The organism is Neptunitalea lumnitzerae, from assembly GCF_027924185.1.
In the GTDB taxonomy this organism is placed as follows: domain Bacteria; phylum Bacteroidota; class Bacteroidia; order Flavobacteriales; family Flavobacteriaceae; genus Neptunitalea; species Neptunitalea lumnitzerae.
The window spans coordinates 130094-146803 of the sequence record NZ_BRVO01000003.1; the positions used below are offsets into that span (position 1 = coordinate 130094).

Consider the following 16710-nt stretch of genomic DNA (forward strand, 5'->3'; position numbering starts at 1 on the left):
CAATTTGAGAAATAATTATAAACAGTATTATTAATACTGGTATTGAAAAAACAAAATACAAACCAAATTCGCGTAACGCAACAACTGTAGCAATTGCTAAAACAATAAATACTATTATAACTTTAAAGGGCTTCATTTACTTAGCAACTATGGTTACTACAACCCCTCTTTCTTCTAATCGAGGTATTAAAGCCTTATTAATTCCACTATCGGTAATAATCTCATCAATATCATCTAAACTACAAATACGGCCAAAGCTCTTTTTACCAAATTTAGAAGAATCAGCTAATACAATGGTACGCTCAGCAGCCTCTATCATTTTTCTATTTAGCTGCGCTTCTTCTAAATGCGTGGTGCTTAAACCATACTCTAAGTCTATACCATCTACCCCTAAATAAAGTTTACTACATGAAACATTCTCTAAAATAGACGCTGCTTGGTTACCCACCACCGATGAAGAACTATGCCTTACATAACCACATAATTGTAAAACATCTACATGTTTAAAACGTATCAGCTCTAGTGCTACGTTTAATGATGCTGTAATAACCGTTAATTTTTCGGTTACATCAATTGCCCTAGCCAAAGCTTGTACAGTAGTACCAGAAGCTATTAAAATAGAATCATTTTCGGTAATTCTACTTGCAGCCTCTAGAGCTATATTTGATTTTTCATCAACACGAATCTTTTCTTTTTCGTTTACTGATCTATCATTGATGTAAGGATTTTCAAATGAAGCTCCTCCATGAGTTCTATGAAGTAATCCTTTCTCTTCTAGAAATTTTAAATCTTTACGAATGGTTACAGCCGAAACATTAAGTTCTTTACAAAGCTCTGCAACCTCTACATATTTTTGCTCTTCTAGCTTATTTAAAATAGACTGATGTCTTTTCATACTTACTAAATTCATACAAATATATTAAAGTTAGCATCACAATTATTAAACGAAACATAACGAAACTAAAATGTTGTTAAAAATCACTTAAAACATGTTAAACTCAGCATTTACAAGGTTTTCACACAATTCACATGATTATTATAATGTCAAAAATACCATAAAATTTTTCATAATATGTTATTTATTTATAAAAATATTTTGAAATATTAATTTCTATAACTACATTTGAAACCAAATGAAACATAAAAAAACATTTCAAAAGTGGAAACATATAATAGAGCATCCTTAACAAAAGCATTAGAAACCGATTCTAACTGGGATGTTGTAATCATTGGAGGTGGAGCAACTGGGCTTGGCGTTGCTCTTGATAGTGTAACTAGAGGATACAAAACGTTACTTTTAGAAATGGAGGACTTTGCAAAAGGCACATCCAGTAGAAGTACAAAATTGGTTCACGGAGGTGTTAGGTACTTAGCTCAAGGTAACGTAGACCTTGTTAGAGAAGCATTGTACGAAAGAGGGTTATTGCTTAAAAATGCGGCGCATTTGGCAAAAGACCAAACATTTATAATTCCTAACTACAGCTGGTGGGATGGTTTTTTCTACACTGTTGGTTTAAAAGTATATGATTTCTTGGCTGGTAAATTAAGCTTGGGGAAATCTGTACATATAGGAAAAAAAGAAACTCTTAACCGTATTAGTACGGTAAAACCAGGGAAACTTAAAGGTGGTGTTGTATATCATGATGGTCAATTTGACGATTCAAGATTAGCGGTTAACGTAGCACAAACTTGTATAGAACAAGGCGCTACCGTACTTAATCATTTTAAAGTGGTTAATGTAACCAAAGATGGCTCTGGAAATGTAAATGGTGTTGTAGCGAAAGATAATGAAACTGGAAAAGAATACGCTATTAACGCTAAAGCTATTGTAAATGCTACAGGTATCTTTACAGATGATATTCTGAAAATGGATAATCCTACGGCTAAGAACTTAGTACGCCCTAGTCAAGGTGTTCACTTGGTATTAGATAAATCTTTCTTACCAGGAAATGATGCTATTATGATACCAAAAACAGATGATGGTAGAGTATTGTTCTTAGTGCCATGGCATGATAAAGTAGTTGTAGGTACTACCGATACGTTACTAGACGAGCACAGCTTAGAGCCTACAGCGTTGGAAGAAGAAATTGAATTTATCTTAAGAACTGCTAATCATTACTTAACGAAAGATGTTTCTAGAAATGACGTATTAAGCATATTTGCAGGTTTACGTCCATTAGCGGCACCAAAAGATGATTCTGAGAAAACAAAAGAAATTTCAAGAAGTCACAAAATAATTGTTTCAGACTCTAAATTAGTAACCATTACTGGTGGTAAATGGACTACTTTTAGACGTATGGCTCAAGATACGGTAGATAAAGTAATAGAACTTAATCTATTACCTAAGAAAGCTTGTAAAACAGCTGACTTACCTATTCACGGTTCAACTCAAACTTCCGATTGGTCTAACCACCTATATATTTATGGTACAGACCAAGCTGAAATTAAAAAACTAATTGACAGCAACCCAGAATTAGGCACTCAATTACACCCACAATTACCTTACTTGAAAGCAGAAGTGGTTTGGGCTGTAAGATATGAGCTTGCCAGAACTGTAGAAGATGTATTAGCAAGAAGAGTAAGAGCTTTATTCTTAAATGCTGATGCAGCTATAGAAATGACCCCTGAAGTTGCTGAAATTTTAAAAACAGAACTAGGACAAACAGAAGAATGGAAACAACAGCAAATAACAGATTTTATCAAAATTGCTAAAAACTATTCTTTAAAACACGCTAGCTAGATTACCCAATTATATAATTTGTTTAACCAGATAGGCCTAATTTAAAGCTATATCAGCTGATGCCGCCTATAATCAATTTAATGTTATTATGAAAGAGTATATATTAGCTCTAGACCAAGGAACTACGAGTTCCCGAGCTATTCTTTTCAACAAAAAAGGAGAGATTTTCTCCATTGCACAAAAAGAGTTCACTCAATATTTCCCTAAACCAGGCTGGGTAGAGCATGATCCATTAGAGATCTGGTCTACTCAAGCAGGTGTAGCTGCCGAAGCTACCACCAAAAAAGGCTTAAATGGTACTAACATTGCTGCTATAGGTATTACAAACCAACGTGAAACCGTAGTGGTATGGGACAAAAATACTGGGAAACCTATCTACAACGCAATAGTTTGGCAAGATAAAAGAACAGCTAAATATTGTGATGAATTAAAAGCTGCAGGTAAAGCAGATTTTATTCAACAAAAAACTGGTTTAGTAATCGATTCTTATTTTTCCGGAACAAAAGTAAAATGGATTCTTGACAACGTAGAAGGCGCAAGAGAAAAAGCTGCAGCTGGAGACCTTATGATGGGTACCATGGATACTTGGTTAATTTGGAATTTCACCAAAGGTGAATTACATGTTACCGATGTTACCAATGCTTGTAGAACGTTATTGTTTAACATCCATACTATGGATTGGGATGACGAATTATTAGAGTTCTTTGATATCCCGAGAAGTATTTTACCAGAAGTAAAAGACTCTAGTGAAGTATATGGGTATACCAAAACTACCGTATTCGCATCTAAAATTCCTATTGCTGGTATTGCCGGTGACCAAATGGCTGCTTTATTCGGTCAGATGTGTACTAAAAAAGGTATGGTTAAAAACACCTATGGTACAGGATGTTTCATGTTAATGAACATTGGAGAAAAACCTATTATTTCTAAAAACAACTTACTTACTTCTGTTGCTTGGCGTATTAACGGTAAAACAGAATACTGCTTAGAGGGTAGTATTTTTATTGGTGGTGCTGTTGTACAATGGTTAAGAGACGGACTAGGAATTATTGTAAAATCTGGTGATGTAGAAAAATTAGCAGGTTCTGTAGAAACAACAGATGGTGTATACTTTATCCCAGCTTTTGCAGGTTTAGGAGCTCCTTATTGGAACCAAAATTCTAGAGGTACTATTTTTGGTATTACCAGAGGTACTACCGATGCACACATTGCAAGAGCCTCTTTAGAAGCTATTGCCTACCAAACTATGGATATTTTAAAGGCTATGCATGCCGATTCTGAAATAGATATTAAAGAGCTTCGTGTTGACGGTGGTGCTACCGTAAACGATATGTTGATGCAATTCCAATCGGATGTATTAAACACCACTACTATTAGACCTAAAGTTACTGAAACCACTGCACTTGGTGCAGCTTATTTAGCTGGTTTAGCTGTAGGATATTGGGATAGCATGGAAGAAATTCAAGAAATCTGGGAAGAAGATGTGAAATTTCAACCTACTCAAGAGAGAGAAAACATTGAAGAAGGTATTAAAGGATGGTACCGTGCTGTTAATGCACTACAAGCCTGGAGTAACGAAGAAAATTAATTTAATCTTTTAGGAAAAAATGACACCATTTATTGCAGAGATATTAGGAACTGCGCTACTTATTCTTTTGGGAGGAGGAATAGTAGCCAATGATATATTAAATAAAACAAAAGGAAACGGTGGTGGTTGGATGACCATCACCACCGCATGGGCATTAGCCGTATTCGTAGGGGTTGTAGTTGCAGGCCCCTACAGTGGTGCCCACTTAAACCCAGCAGTAACCATTGGTTTAGCTGTTGCAGGAAGCTTTGATTGGGCAGATGTACCAACTTACTTAGCAGCTGAATTTATTGGTGCTATGATAGGAGCCACTTTTGTATATATGATTTATAAAGATCATTTTGATGCTACTGAAAATGGAGGCTTAAAAAGAGCTGTTTTCTGTACAGACCCAGCTATTAGTAATCCGTTTAGAAACTTACTTAGTGAGATTGTTGGAACATTTGTATTAGTTACTTGTGTATTTTTCTTCACAGGAGCTTCTATAGATGATGCAGGCACTACTACACCAGTAGGTTTAGGATCTATAGGTGCTATACCAGTGGCATTTGTTGTTTGGGCTATAGGTTTATCACTTGGTGGTACTACCGGATATGCTATTAACCCAGCACGTGACCTTGGCCCAAGAATTATGCATGCTATTTTGCCTATTAAAGGTAAAACAGATAATGGATGGGGATATAGCTGGATTCCAGTGGTAGGCCCTATTATTGGCGCTGTTTTAGCAGCTTTGTTAGCAATGTATTTAAAATAGGATAAACTGAACTTAATCATGAAAAAACTAATATATATAGCACTGGTTTTATTAGGCGGACAACTTGCTTTTTCGCAAAACAGGGCGCAAACGATTTCGGATTCATTAACCCCGGAACCATCAGCTGAAAAGTATAAACCCTTTAATTTTAACCTACAAATTAAGAACATGCACCTTTGGAGAGGGTACCGAGTTACGGATGCACCAATGACAGCTGGTGATGTAAATTACACCTCAAAAAACGGTAAGTTTAAAGCAGGTTTATGGGGCGGATCTGGTTTCAATGGAGATTACCATGAATTTGATTACTATGTTTCATATGCAACAGGAGGATGGTCTTTAGCTGTTTGGGATATTAACAACTATAGTGATTATCCAGATGCTGAAATTTTTAATTACGATATTGGAAAAACATCACATTTTGTAGATGTAACATTAGCGTACCAATTTAAGCAAGTGCCTTTAAAACTATCTTGGAGTACTATTGTTTTAGGTAGAGACACCTATACTACAGAAGATGGTGAATTGAAAAATGCATTTTCTAACTATGTAGAAGTTTCTTATGTATTAACACAAAAAGAAAACTGGAACTTAGGTGCATTTGTAGGAGGCGTATTTGCCTTTGCTAATGATGTAGATGACAGTAATTTCTATGGAGATAAAAGTAGCCTGAATAATATTGGGCTGGTTTACAACAGAGATTTAAACATTTTAGATAAAGTTACTATTCCTGTGTCTGCCACGGCTATGTGGAATCCTCTACAAAAGTATGGCGCAATGCAAGTTGCCGTAAACTTGTTTTAAGTTTAATTTGATATGTACTACTAAAAAAAGCCACCTTATGGTGGCTTTTTTCATATTTTATCTCTACTGCTTACTCTGCTATAGTTTCATTTAAAAAATTCACAATCTTATTAAAGTGTGCTTCCCCTGCAATATACCAAACATTCATATGGGTAGCATTAGGTATGGTTTCAAATACTTTCTGCTCACTTGCTAAAGCATCGTAATTCATCTTACCATATTTATACGCTATTCTATGGTCTGCCGTACCATGACTCATATAAATAGGTTGCTTTATTTGCTTACACAATTCCACAGGTTTTACACTCTCAGGATTAAACTCCCCTATCTCACCAGCACGCTTTACTAAAAAATTAGAAAAAGCATAACTATCTATACCAGTAAACAACGCTGTATAATCATGTACTACAATATTAAAGTCTGAAAAGGTACTTTCTATAACTCCAAATTTAAGTCTGTCATCGGTACCTAAAGCCTGTAAAGCAATAGCACCACCTAACGATCTTCCCCATACCCCTACATTACTATATCCTTTACCGTCTAAATAATCTACAATAGCACTTACATCCTTTCTTTCTTTAGCTCCAAAGGTATTATACCTTCCTTCACTCTCTCCATGCGCTCTTAAATCAAAAGCAAAGGTATTATACCCTTGTACACTTAAATCTTTACTTAATCCTATATAGCTTTCTTTTACACTTCTAATACCATGTAATAAAATCACAGTTCCCTTTGCTTTCTGTGTAGTAGCATAGGTTAAAAACCCTTTAAGCTTTAAATTATCAAAAGTGGTTATGGTTACTTCTTTACCATCAGGAAAAACCTCCCCATAAGTTACTGGGATATCTCTGTGTTTAAAAACAATCGGATTTTTAATTTCAATAACTAACCTAGGTAAATAAAAATAAACTACACTGGTAAATATAAGTACTAGGCCAACTAAAAACCATAATACTCTTTTAATCCACTTTTTCATAAAACTAATTTACTTTGTTGGTAACCAACACCACCTTTTTGTTACGTATATCGGTAGTTAAAAAAATGTACACCTCTCCTCCATCTTTTATTTTAAACTGCTTTTTAAAAACTTCTGGTTTATCCGGGAAGTTTCTGGTAGCAATATTTGCTTTAGCGTTCTGTAATTTTTGTTTTACTATTTTCTTTTGATAAGGTATTACCTCTTTAATTTCAAATCTTCTACCTGGGAAATCTAATAGTTCTGTACTAGTATACAGATGAGAATGCGCATGTAATTTAGCCACACCATATTGTTTCCCTATGGTTTTAAAAGCACCCGATTTCATAATGGCAGCATTAGGCTCATATAAAAAGGTTAAAGGTTCAGCATAACTGGCTACTACATCTTGTTCTTCAGCAAAATCGTATGTGAATTTTTGCAAACCATCTGCTTGTATATTAGCTGTTATAATTTGCACCCTCCCCTCATATCCTTTTTTAAGCACCCATAACAATTCCTTTACTTCATTTTGTACTGCTATCACATGTATTTCTGCTACATGGTTTAACTCTAGCAATCCGTTAGTAATATCCAGTATAGGAGATGTTTTAATAAGAATGTTATCAGATTTCTCAAATAATAAATCTAAATTAGAAGGTACATCTGGTAAACAATCGGCTAACATAAAAACCTTTCCTTTAGCATCGTTTCTCCTTGAAGGATCTACATAAATCCAATCGAAACGTTTCTCACAATTTCTTACATACCCCAATCCGTCTCCTTTAACACATTGAATATTCAATGTATGCAAGGCAGTTAAATTATGCGCCACAATATCGCTAAGCGTTTCATTTATCTCACAGTGAATTACCTCGGCAACCCTTTTACTAAAGTAATAAGCATCTACACCAAAACCACCTGTAATATCTACAAGAGACTTTCCACTTACTAATTGGCTCTTATAAATAGCTGTTTCTTCTGATGAAGTTTGTTCTATATTTAATTTATTAGGGTAATAAATTAAAGGAGTTTCAAACCATACTGGCAACTTTTTAATAGTACGTTTAGCTGCCTCTATTTGCTCTACAACCTCAGCATTGGTTACTGAAGCAAAAAGTGGTTTCTTTAACAGCAACTCATTAGTATTGCTATGTATGTTGGCTAAAATAAACGCTTGTATTTCTTTATCTAAGATAGCTTTATTCAAAAGACTACATATTTTTGGTAAGTAATTGTACCACCTTATTATTGGGTAAAAATTGTTTCAACACCACTTTTATGGCCGTATAAGCAGGAATGCAAAATACCATACCTAAAGGTCCAAATAATAACCCTGCTATTATAATTACTAAGAAAATTTCTAAAGGATGACTCTTTACGCTACTTGAGAAAATAAAAGGTTGACTGAAAAAGTTATCTATCAACTGACCAATTATAAACCCTATCATTACGTAGATGGTAGTAGGTAAAATTTCGGTACTAAAATCATGACCTATATTACTTACCATGGTAAGCAATATCATTAAAAAGAAACTTATTAGTGGCCCTAAATAAGGTATTAAATTCAATAACGCACAAATAAAAGCAATCACCACTCCGTTCTCTACTCCAAAAATTAGAAGTGTTATGGTATACACCACAAACAATATTAAAATTTGCATCCCTAAACCTATAAAGTATCTAGACAGTAATACTTTCAAGGTATCCATAGCTCTTTTAAAATGTCTTTTTTGTTTTTTAGGAGCAACTGCCATAATGGTACGCTCTACCAATTTGGCATCTTTCAATAAAAAGAAAGTAATAAACAAGGTAGAGAATAACCCCATGGTAAACGACCCAAGGAAACTAATAAACCCATTGATAAAGGAAGGTATAAAGTCTAAATTGAAGCTTTTTAAAATATCTACTCCCTCTAGCTCCTTCTCTATATCTATATGCTTGTTAGAAAAATAATACTTAATATCTAGGTACAGACTGTTAAAATTATTTTTTAAATCTTCTATTTTAAGTAGCGACAGATTCTCACTTTGGCTAGAAATTAAAGGAATAAACAAACTTATAAAACCAAAAATTACGCAAACCAATAAGATCATGGTTACCACTACGGCTACCGTATTATTAAAACGCAATCTATGCTTTAAAAACGAAACAAACGGTCTACCGGTTATACTAACAACCATTGCCAGAATAAGATAAATAAGAACCGGAAAAATAACCTCAATAAAATAAATACCAATTACAATAGCAGCTATTATAAAAAAGGCCCTTAAAATACCATTAGCAATTATTTTAGAATTCATAACCGTTTTAATTATAAGATTAAATTAACCTAAAGCATTAGTACTTTCATATAATGCAATAGTAAGTGCCTGAGCTACATTCATACTACTATTATTACCATACATGGTAATATGCGTAACCACATCTGATATTTGTAGTACAGCGTTGTTTACACCAAAATTCTCTGCTCCTAGTACCAAAGCAACCTTTGCAAAATCTTTAAAATTTACCTTATTCAAAGGTACACTGTTTGCTGTTATCTCTACAGCACAAATAGTATAACCTTCTTCTTTTAACTTTTCTACTGCTTGTAAGGTTTCTTCCTGTGTAACTTCAAAAGGCACATATTGCTCCGTGCTTCTAGATGTTTTTCGCATACGTTTTCCAAAATCAGGAATACCGCCACAAAACATTACTTTCTCTACACCAAATGCATCCGCTGCTCTAAATATAGCACCTACATTAGCCGGGGAAGTAATAGTGTCACATACTATAGTAATAGGAAATTGCCTTTTACTAAATTGGTTTTGGTCGTGTGTTAACTGCATTAATTCTCAAAAACATATTTTACAATATTCGCTCCCATGCGTAATGCTTTTAAGCGAACTTCTAAAGGATCGTTATGTACTTCCTCATTTTCCCAACCATCACCCAAGTCACATTCATACGTAAATAAGAATATTAACCGATCTTTATCAAAAATACCAAATGCTTGGGGACGCTTATTATCGTGTTCGTGAATTTTAGGCAACCCATTAGGAAAATCATACACCTGATGAAAAATAGCATGGCTAGCAGGTATTTCTACAAGCTCTTTATCTGGAAAAACTTTCTTCAATTCACGCTCTAAGTATTGCTTAATACCATAATTATCATCTACATGTAAAAAGCCTCCTGAAAGCATATATTTTCTCAAATTTTCTGCATCATCTTCTGAAAAAAACACATTCCCGTGCCCCGTCATGTGTATAAACGGATATTGAAAAATTTCAACACTCCCTGCCTCTACCGTTGCCGGATTTTCAGCTATCTTGGTATCTATATGTTCATTACAAAACTGAATAAGATTAGGTAAAGAAGTTGGATTTCCGTACCAGTCTCCTCCTCCCTTATATTTTAGTAAGGCTATCTCTTGCGAAAATGCTTGAGAAGCAAATAGCAAAAGTACCCATAAAGGCATCCATTTCTTCATTAAAACATATTATTTAAAGCTACTGTATGGCATGCCACAATAGCTGCAGTTTCTGTTCTTAATCGTTGATCTCCTAACGTTACAGGCTCAAAACCTTTTTCTTTTGCTAATTCTATTTCCTCTAAAGAAAAGTCACCTTCAGGACCAATGAGCATGACAACATCATTATCTATAACCACTTTTCTTTTTAAACTATGGCGTTCGCTCTCTTCACAATGCGCTATAAAACGTAAGCCTTTAAAAGAACCTTCCATAGCCTCTTTAAAACTAATAGCTTCATTAAGAATAGGCTTGTAACATGAAAGTGATTGTTTCATGGCAGATTGTATAATTTTTTCAAACCGATCTACTTTCACCACTTTACGCTCTGAATGGTCGCATATGATAGGTGTTATTTCATCAACTCCTATTTCAGTTGCCTTTTCTAAAAACCACTCATAGCGATCGTTCATTTTAGTAGGTGCCACCAACATATGCAAATAGTAATGTCGTGGCGCTTTCAGTTCTACATTAACAACCTCTACCTCACACCTTTTCTGATTGGCTAGTGTAACAACAGCCGTAAACAAATACCCTTTACCATTAGTAATGTAAAGTTCATCACCCTCTTTTTTTCTTAACACCCTAACAATATGTTTACTTTCTTCACTATTAAAAAAGAAACTTTTGGTTTCGGGAGTTATATCAGGAGTATAAAAAAGTTGCATTCAATATAATTTTATAAGCAAGATACAATTTATAGCTGATATCTTGCTTTGGCTGCTACATTTTCATCTGCAAAATCTTGCTCAAGGTATTTAAAATACCCTACTATAGCAATCATGGCAGCATTATCTGTGGTATACTCAAATTTAGGTATGTATGTTTTCCACCCAAATCTGTTTTCAGCTTGTTTTAAAGTAGTTCTAATACCCGAATTAGCCGAAACACCTCCACCAATAGCTATTTGTTTAATGCCGGTTTGCTTCACAGCTTTTTTAAGCTTATCAACAATTATATTGATGATAGTGTATTGAATAGAAGCACAAATATCATTCATGTTCTTGGCAACAAAATCAGCATCTTCTTTTACATTATTTTGCACAAAATACATGATAGCCGTTTTTAATCCACTAAAACTAAAATTAAGGTCGGCCACTTTAGGTTTCGTAAACGGATAAGCCTTAGGATTTCCTAACTGCGCATATTTATCTATTAATGGTCCGCCAGGGTAAGGCAACCCTAAAACTTTAGCACTTTTATCAAAGGCTTCGCCAACAGCATCATCAATGGTTTCTCCAATTACTTCCATATCAAAATAGCTATTCACCTTCACAATTTGGGTATGCCCCCCACTTATGGTTAACGCTAAAAACGGAAAACTTGGCTTATCATAACCTTCCTCGTCTATAAAATGTGCTAAAATATGTGCTTGCATATGGTTTACCTCTATTAAAGGTATGTTTAAACCATAGGCTAAAGACTTCGCAAATGAGGTTCCTACCAATAATGACCCCATTAATCCGGGTCCACGCGTAAAAGCTATGGCAGATAACTGTTTTTTATCGATATTTGCCTTGGCTAAAGCCTGATGAACCACCGGAACAATATTTTGCTGGTGAGCTCGTGACGCCAGTTCGGGTACCACCCCTCCATAAGCTTCATGAATTTTTTGGTTAGCCACAACATTGGAAAGTATTTTTCCGTTGTACAAAACAGCAGCTGATGTATCATCACACGATGACTCTATAGCTAATATGTAACAGTTAGTAGTATTCATAAAAGTTTGGAATACAATTTTTAATTTGGAAGACAAAGGTAAAACATATAGTCGTATCAAAAAATTTAGAAAAATACTCCTTCGTATTTTTCTTGGCATACTTTTATTTCTAATACTATTATTTACAGTATTGGCCTTACCGCCAGTACAATCTTATATTGCTAAAAAAGTTACCAACTCCTTAAACGAGCAATATGGTACAAATATTAATATAGATAAAATACACATTACTTTTAACGGTAATGTAAAGCTAAAAGGCATTTATATAGAAGACTACCAAAAAGACACCTTAATAGCTGTAGCCAAACTAAAAACATCGTTATTAGGTATACGTAATATATTTAATAACAAACTTGAATTTGGTAAAGCAGATTTGTCTGATGCCTTTTTCAGAATTAAAACTTACAAAGGAGAAACCGATAGTAACTTAGATATTTTTGTAGCTAAATTGGACGGAGATTCTACAAGTACCAGTAGCTCTCCTTTTATCATGAAATTTTCTAAAATTAATTTAGAAGATAGTCAATTTCAATTTGTTAATGAAAATCTGGAAAGCCCAGTAGTTTTAAATTTTGACAAACTAAACCTTTCTGTAGATAAATTTAAGCTAGAAGGCCCTAGAGTGTATGCCGATATTAAGCAAATGGCTTTTGAAACAGAAACGGGATTGGTAGTAAAAAATTTGGTTGGTAATTTTAGTTATTCTAAAAAGCGTATGCAGCTGACAGATTTTGAAACTGCCACAGAAAAGTCTAATCTAAGTGGTAATATTTATTTTGATTATAACCGAGAAGATTTCTCAGATTTTTTAAACAAGGTAAATGTTTCTGGTAATTTTAAAAACTCTATTATTAACTCTGATGATATTAACTTGTTCTATAATGAGTTTGGACTTAATAAAACGGTTGTATTTTCTTCTGACATTTCAGGTACGCTGAATGAACTTCAAACCGAAAATTTAGATGTTACCTACAACCAATCTGTAATTAAGGGAAATTATAAATTCACCAACTTATTTGAAAGTGATAAACCGTACAGCATTGAGGGAGATATAGAACAGATTACTTCAGACTATTACGAGTTAACAGGCCTGTTACCTAATTTACTTGGAAATAGACTACCAAGTAACTTTAACAGATTTGGACGTTTCACTGTTACAGGAAAAGTAACCGTTGCTGAAAATTACTTAACTACAAACACACACCTTATTACAGAAATTGGTAGTGCAGATGCAAATTTATCTATTACCAATATTGAAGATATTGACAACGCATCTTATAAAGGGCATATTATTCTTGAAGACTTTAATATTGGTAAATATATTAAAGCTACAGATTTAGGTAAAGTTTCACTTGCCGTAGATGTAGACGGTAAAGGCTTTAACCAGAAAAACGTTAATACCAAATTACATGGTAAAATTAGTAGACTATACTATAATCATTACACTTATAAAGATGTTGTGGTTAGAGGTACGGTTAAAAATCAACTTTTTAATGGCTACTTAAAATCATTTGACAAAAACCTACAATTTACTTTTGAAGGTTTAGCAGACCTAGGGTCTAAAACTAAGTCGTTTGAATTTAATGCTGCTGTTGCACAAGCAAATTTAAATGCACTACATTTTATTGAAAGAGATAGTATTTCTAACTTTCAAGGAAACATCATCATCAATTTAAAAGGAAATACCATTGACGATTTAGAAGGCTCTATCAAGTTTGAAAAAACAAAATATGTAAACCAAAATGAAACCTATGTCTTTGATGATTTTTCAGTGTTATCAAACTTTGATAATGAAAGAACTAGAACTATAGAAATAAATTCTCCTGATATTATTTCAGGTACTGTTGTAGGTAAATATAAATTCAATCAAATCTTTAAAATGGTTGAAAACTCTATTGGTAGTATTTACCCTAACTATAAACCATATGAAATAGATTCTACACAATTCATAAAATTTAATTTTAAAATTTATGACAAAATTGTAGACGTTTTCTACCCTGAACTTGAATTTGCCCCAAACACCAATATTAGAGGTTCTATTTATAGTGAAGACAACGCGTTTAAACTTACTTTTAAATCGCCTTCTATTAATGCATTTGGCTACATTTTAGATGATATTAATTTACAAGTAGACAACAAAAACCCATTGTACAATACCTTTATTGAAGTTAATAAAATAGAAACAGGTTATTATGACATAAATAACTTCAGCCTTATTAACTCTACCATTAAAGATACCTTGTATTTTAGAACAGAATTTTCAGGAGGTAAAAACAACCAAGACACATACAACCTTAATTTCTATCATACTTTTAATAAAGAGCAACTTTCTATTGTAGGGTTAAAAACCTCTGATCTTACCTTTAAAGGAAATAAATGGCTTTTAAATAAAGATAACAATGCACGTAACAGAGTTGTTTTTGATAGAGATTTTGACTCCATTGCTATTGACGAAATAGTAATGAATTATAACGATGAGATAATTAAATTTAAAGGTCAATTAAAAGACTCTACCTATAAAGATTTAAACTTACAATTTGACAATGTGCTGCTAGAGCACATAGCACCTGATATAGATAGTTTATCAATGGCGGGAATTATTAATGGTAAATTTAAGCTGTTTCAAAAAAACAACATTAATCTACCTACCTCTAACCTAACCATACAAAATTTTGTTTTGAATGATCATATGTTAGGTGATTTTGAAATGGATATTATTGGAGACAAATCGCTCTCTAAATACAATGTAAATGTTGAAATTGTAAACGACGTTAATAAGAACCTAAATATTATTGGTAGTATAGACCTTAATAAACCAAATAACTTACTAGACCTTAATTTATATTTAAGCAATCTAAAATTAGCGCCATTTAGTCCGTTAGGAGGTATTGTAATATCTGATATGCGGGGTTATGTAACCGGTGATGCAAAAATTACCGGAAGCTTTACCAATCCTAAAATTAACGGATTGCTCAATCTTTTTGGTGCAGGATTAAAAATACCTTATTTAGGATTAGACATCGACTTTTCTGAAGCCTCCAAAGTTGTATTAACAGGTGACTCTTTTGATTTTGACAACGTAACTATTGTAGACACTAAATATAAAACCTCTGCCTCTTTAGACGGTAGTATTATGCACAATAAGTTTGATGACTGGGCACTTAGTCTCGGTTTAGTAACAAATAATGAGCGTTTTTTAGTTTTAAATACGGTAGACGATGGAGAAACCTTGTTTTATGGTACCGCCTTTTTACGTGGATCTGCTGATATATATGGCGGTATAGATGCTTTAAATATAGATGTTACAGGGGTTACGGAAAGAGGCACCTCATTTAAAATACCAATTAATGATGCTGTTTCTATTGGAGACGATTCCTTTATTGAATTTATCAGCAAGCATGAAACCAAAGATGATGCTAAAAAAAGAACTGCTAAAGAATACTCTGGGTTAGAATTAAGTTTTGATTTAACCATTACTCCAAAAGCAGAAATAGAAATTGTTACCGATAGAAAAACAGGTAGTACTTTAAAGGGCCGTGGAGAAGGAACCCTTTTAATGGAGATAAACACCAACGGTAAGTTTAATATGTGGGGTGATTTTATTACCACAGAAGGAACCTATAACTTTAAAAATTACGGTATTATTAATAAAACCTTTACCCTACAACCCGGAGGTAGTATTACATGGGAAGGTGACCCTACACAAGCGGTTTTAAGAGATTTAAAAGCTGTATATAGCTTAAATGCCAACCCGTCATTATTATTAGAAAATAATCAGTTTAACAGAAAAATTAGAACCAACGTACTCATTAATTTGGAAGGAGAATTAATGAATCCTACTACTAGTTTTGATATTGAGTTTCCAGATACCAACCCAGTAATGGCATCAGAGTTAAACTACCGCTTACAAGATGATGATAGAAGGCAACGACAAGCTATTTACTTGCTATCTAGTGGTACATTTGTTGGAGACGATAATAATACAGCGCTACAAGGCGTTGCCAATACATTGGTATCAGAATCTTTGTTCAGTCAAATTAACAACCAATTAGGTGGAGCTAACAACAAACTTAATGTAGCGCTATCATATGAAATTGGTGAAACCAATGCCACTTACGATTATAAAACCGATGACCAATTTGGGGTAACCATATCTACACAAATTAGCGACCGCATACTATTTAACGGTAAGGTTGGTGTTCCGGTAGGTGGTGTAACAGAAACAGTAGTGGCTGGAGATGCAGAGGTTCAAATACTTTTAAATGATGAAGGTACGCTAAGCGCTAAAGTATTTAACAAACAAACAGAAATTCAAGATTTCTTAGCAAGTACACAAGGCTATACACAAGGTGTTGGTTTATCTTATCAAGTTGACTTTGATACCTTTGGAGAACTATGGCGTATTATATTTAAAGGTAAAAAAGAAGACGAAGTTTACCTAGATAATGATCCTGAAGAAGAACGTCGAGCTAAAGAAGCTGCCGAGAAAAGAAAGCAAGAAGAAGCACAAAAAAATGAAGGTACCGAAATACAAGGTGACGGACTTATAAAGTTAAAAAATAAGCCTTCCTCACAAAATGAAGAAGGCAAGTAATTATTTTTAAATCAAGCCTGCAAAGTATTTAAACTTTAGTA

The 16710-nt window shown here is 33.7% G+C and carries 13 protein-coding genes; 5 read left to right on the forward strand and 8 right to left on the reverse strand.

The window, feature by feature from the left end:
* Window positions 1–136: 136 nt before the first annotated feature.
* The gene (locus Y10_RS12900) at window positions 137–910 is read right to left on the reverse strand and encodes a DeoR/GlpR family DNA-binding transcription regulator (protein WP_281765821.1); all 774 of its coding nucleotides are present in this window, start codon (window positions 908–910) and stop codon (window positions 137–139) included.
* Window positions 911–1150: 240 nt separating this feature from the next.
* Here Y10_RS12900 and Y10_RS12905 point away from each other — a divergent pair, with 240 nt between their 5' ends.
* The 4 genes from Y10_RS12905 (at window position 1151) to Y10_RS12920 (ending at window position 5886) form a co-directional block, all read left to right on the forward strand.
* Window positions 1151–2740, forward strand: coding sequence for a glycerol-3-phosphate dehydrogenase/oxidase (locus Y10_RS12905; protein WP_408733625.1), 1590 nt, complete (start codon window positions 1151–1153; stop codon window positions 2738–2740).
* 88 nt (window positions 2741–2828) lie between these two features.
* A complete protein-coding gene (gene glpK, locus Y10_RS12910; RefSeq protein WP_281765823.1) occupies window positions 2829–4328 on the forward strand; it encodes a glycerol kinase GlpK in 1500 nt (499 codons plus the stop codon).
* Window positions 4329–4347: 19 nt separating this feature from the next.
* Window positions 4348–5082, forward strand: coding sequence for an MIP/aquaporin family protein (locus Y10_RS12915; protein ID WP_281765824.1), 735 nt, complete (start codon window positions 4348–4350; stop codon window positions 5080–5082).
* An 18-nt stretch (window positions 5083–5100) separates the two neighbouring features.
* Window positions 5101–5886 carry a hypothetical protein gene (locus Y10_RS12920; protein WP_281765825.1) on the forward strand — a complete coding sequence of 262 codons (786 nt, stop codon included), beginning with the start codon at window positions 5101–5103 and terminating at the stop codon, window positions 5884–5886.
* Window positions 5887–5956: 70 nt separating this feature from the next.
* Here Y10_RS12920 and Y10_RS12925 read toward each other — a convergent pair whose 3' ends face one another.
* The 7 genes from Y10_RS12925 to tsaD are packed head-to-tail and all read right to left on the reverse strand — an operon-like array spanning window position 5957 to window position 12075.
* Window positions 5957–6862 (reverse strand): alpha/beta hydrolase, encoded by a 906-nt coding sequence (locus Y10_RS12925; protein ID WP_281765826.1) that lies wholly within the window; start codon window positions 6860–6862, stop codon window positions 5957–5959.
* Window positions 6863–6866: 4 nt separating this feature from the next.
* Complete coding sequence (locus Y10_RS12930; RefSeq protein WP_281765827.1) at window positions 6867–8051, reverse strand: THUMP-like domain-containing protein; 1185 nt, start codon at window positions 8049–8051, stop codon at window positions 6867–6869.
* A 4-nt stretch (window positions 8052–8055) separates the two neighbouring features.
* Window positions 8056–9144, reverse strand: coding sequence for an AI-2E family transporter (locus tag Y10_RS12935; protein WP_281765828.1), 1089 nt, complete (start codon window positions 9142–9144; stop codon window positions 8056–8058).
* 24 nt (window positions 9145–9168) lie between these two features.
* A complete protein-coding gene (locus Y10_RS12940) occupies window positions 9169–9672 on the reverse strand; it encodes a TrmH family RNA methyltransferase (protein WP_281765829.1) in 504 nt (167 codons plus the stop codon).
* Window positions 9672–10316, reverse strand: coding sequence for a DUF4159 domain-containing protein (locus Y10_RS12945; protein ID WP_281765830.1), 645 nt, complete (start codon window positions 10314–10316; stop codon window positions 9672–9674). The genes Y10_RS12940 and Y10_RS12945 overlap by 1 nt, the downstream gene beginning before the upstream one ends.
* Complete coding sequence (locus tag Y10_RS12950) at window positions 10316–11023, reverse strand: 16S rRNA (uracil(1498)-N(3))-methyltransferase (protein ID WP_281765831.1); 708 nt, start codon at window positions 11021–11023, stop codon at window positions 10316–10318. Before Y10_RS12950 ends, Y10_RS12945 begins: the two co-directional genes overlap by 1 nt.
* Window positions 11024–11052: 29 nt before the next feature.
* Window positions 11053–12075 (reverse strand): tRNA (adenosine(37)-N6)-threonylcarbamoyltransferase complex transferase subunit TsaD, encoded by a 1023-nt coding sequence (gene tsaD / locus Y10_RS12955; RefSeq protein WP_281765832.1) that lies wholly within the window; start codon window positions 12073–12075, stop codon window positions 11053–11055.
* A 25-nt stretch (window positions 12076–12100) separates the two neighbouring features.
* Here tsaD and Y10_RS12960 point away from each other — a divergent pair, with 25 nt between their 5' ends.
* On the forward strand, window positions 12101–16669 hold the full coding sequence (locus Y10_RS12960) for a translocation/assembly module TamB domain-containing protein (RefSeq protein ID WP_281765833.1): 4569 nt from the start codon (window positions 12101–12103) through the stop codon (window positions 16667–16669).
* The last annotated feature ends 41 nt before the right edge of the window (window positions 16670–16710 follow it).

Bases quoted from the DNA above. Each gene is read 5' to 3' on its own strand.
- Y10_RS12925 (WP_281765826.1), bottom strand. From the start codon at position 6,862: ATGAAAAAGTGGATTAAAAGAGTATTATGGTTTTTAGTTGGCCTAGTA.
- Y10_RS12915 (WP_281765824.1), top strand. From the start codon at position 4,348: ATGACACCATTTATTGCAGAGATATTAGGAACTGCGCTACTTATTCTT.
- Y10_RS12950 (WP_281765831.1), bottom strand. From the start codon at position 11,023: ATGCAACTTTTTTATACTCCTGATATAACTCCCGAAACCAAAAGTTTC.
- glpK (WP_281765823.1), top strand. From the start codon at position 2,829: ATGAAAGAGTATATATTAGCTCTAGACCAAGGAACTACGAGTTCCCGA.
- Y10_RS12945 (WP_281765830.1), bottom strand. From the start codon at position 10,316: ATGAAGAAATGGATGCCTTTATGGGTACTTTTGCTATTTGCTTCTCAA.
- tsaD (WP_281765832.1), bottom strand. From the start codon at position 12,075: ATGAATACTACTAACTGTTACATATTAGCTATAGAGTCATCGTGTGAT.
- Y10_RS12900 (WP_281765821.1), bottom strand. From the start codon at position 910: ATGAATTTAGTAAGTATGAAAAGACATCAGTCTATTTTAAATAAGCTA.
- Y10_RS12940 (WP_281765829.1), bottom strand. From the start codon at position 9,672: ATGCAGTTAACACACGACCAAAACCAATTTAGTAAAAGGCAATTTCCT.
- Y10_RS12935 (WP_281765828.1), bottom strand. From the start codon at position 9,144: ATGAATTCTAAAATAATTGCTAATGGTATTTTAAGGGCCTTTTTTATA.
- Y10_RS12920 (WP_281765825.1), top strand. From the start codon at position 5,101: ATGAAAAAACTAATATATATAGCACTGGTTTTATTAGGCGGACAACTT.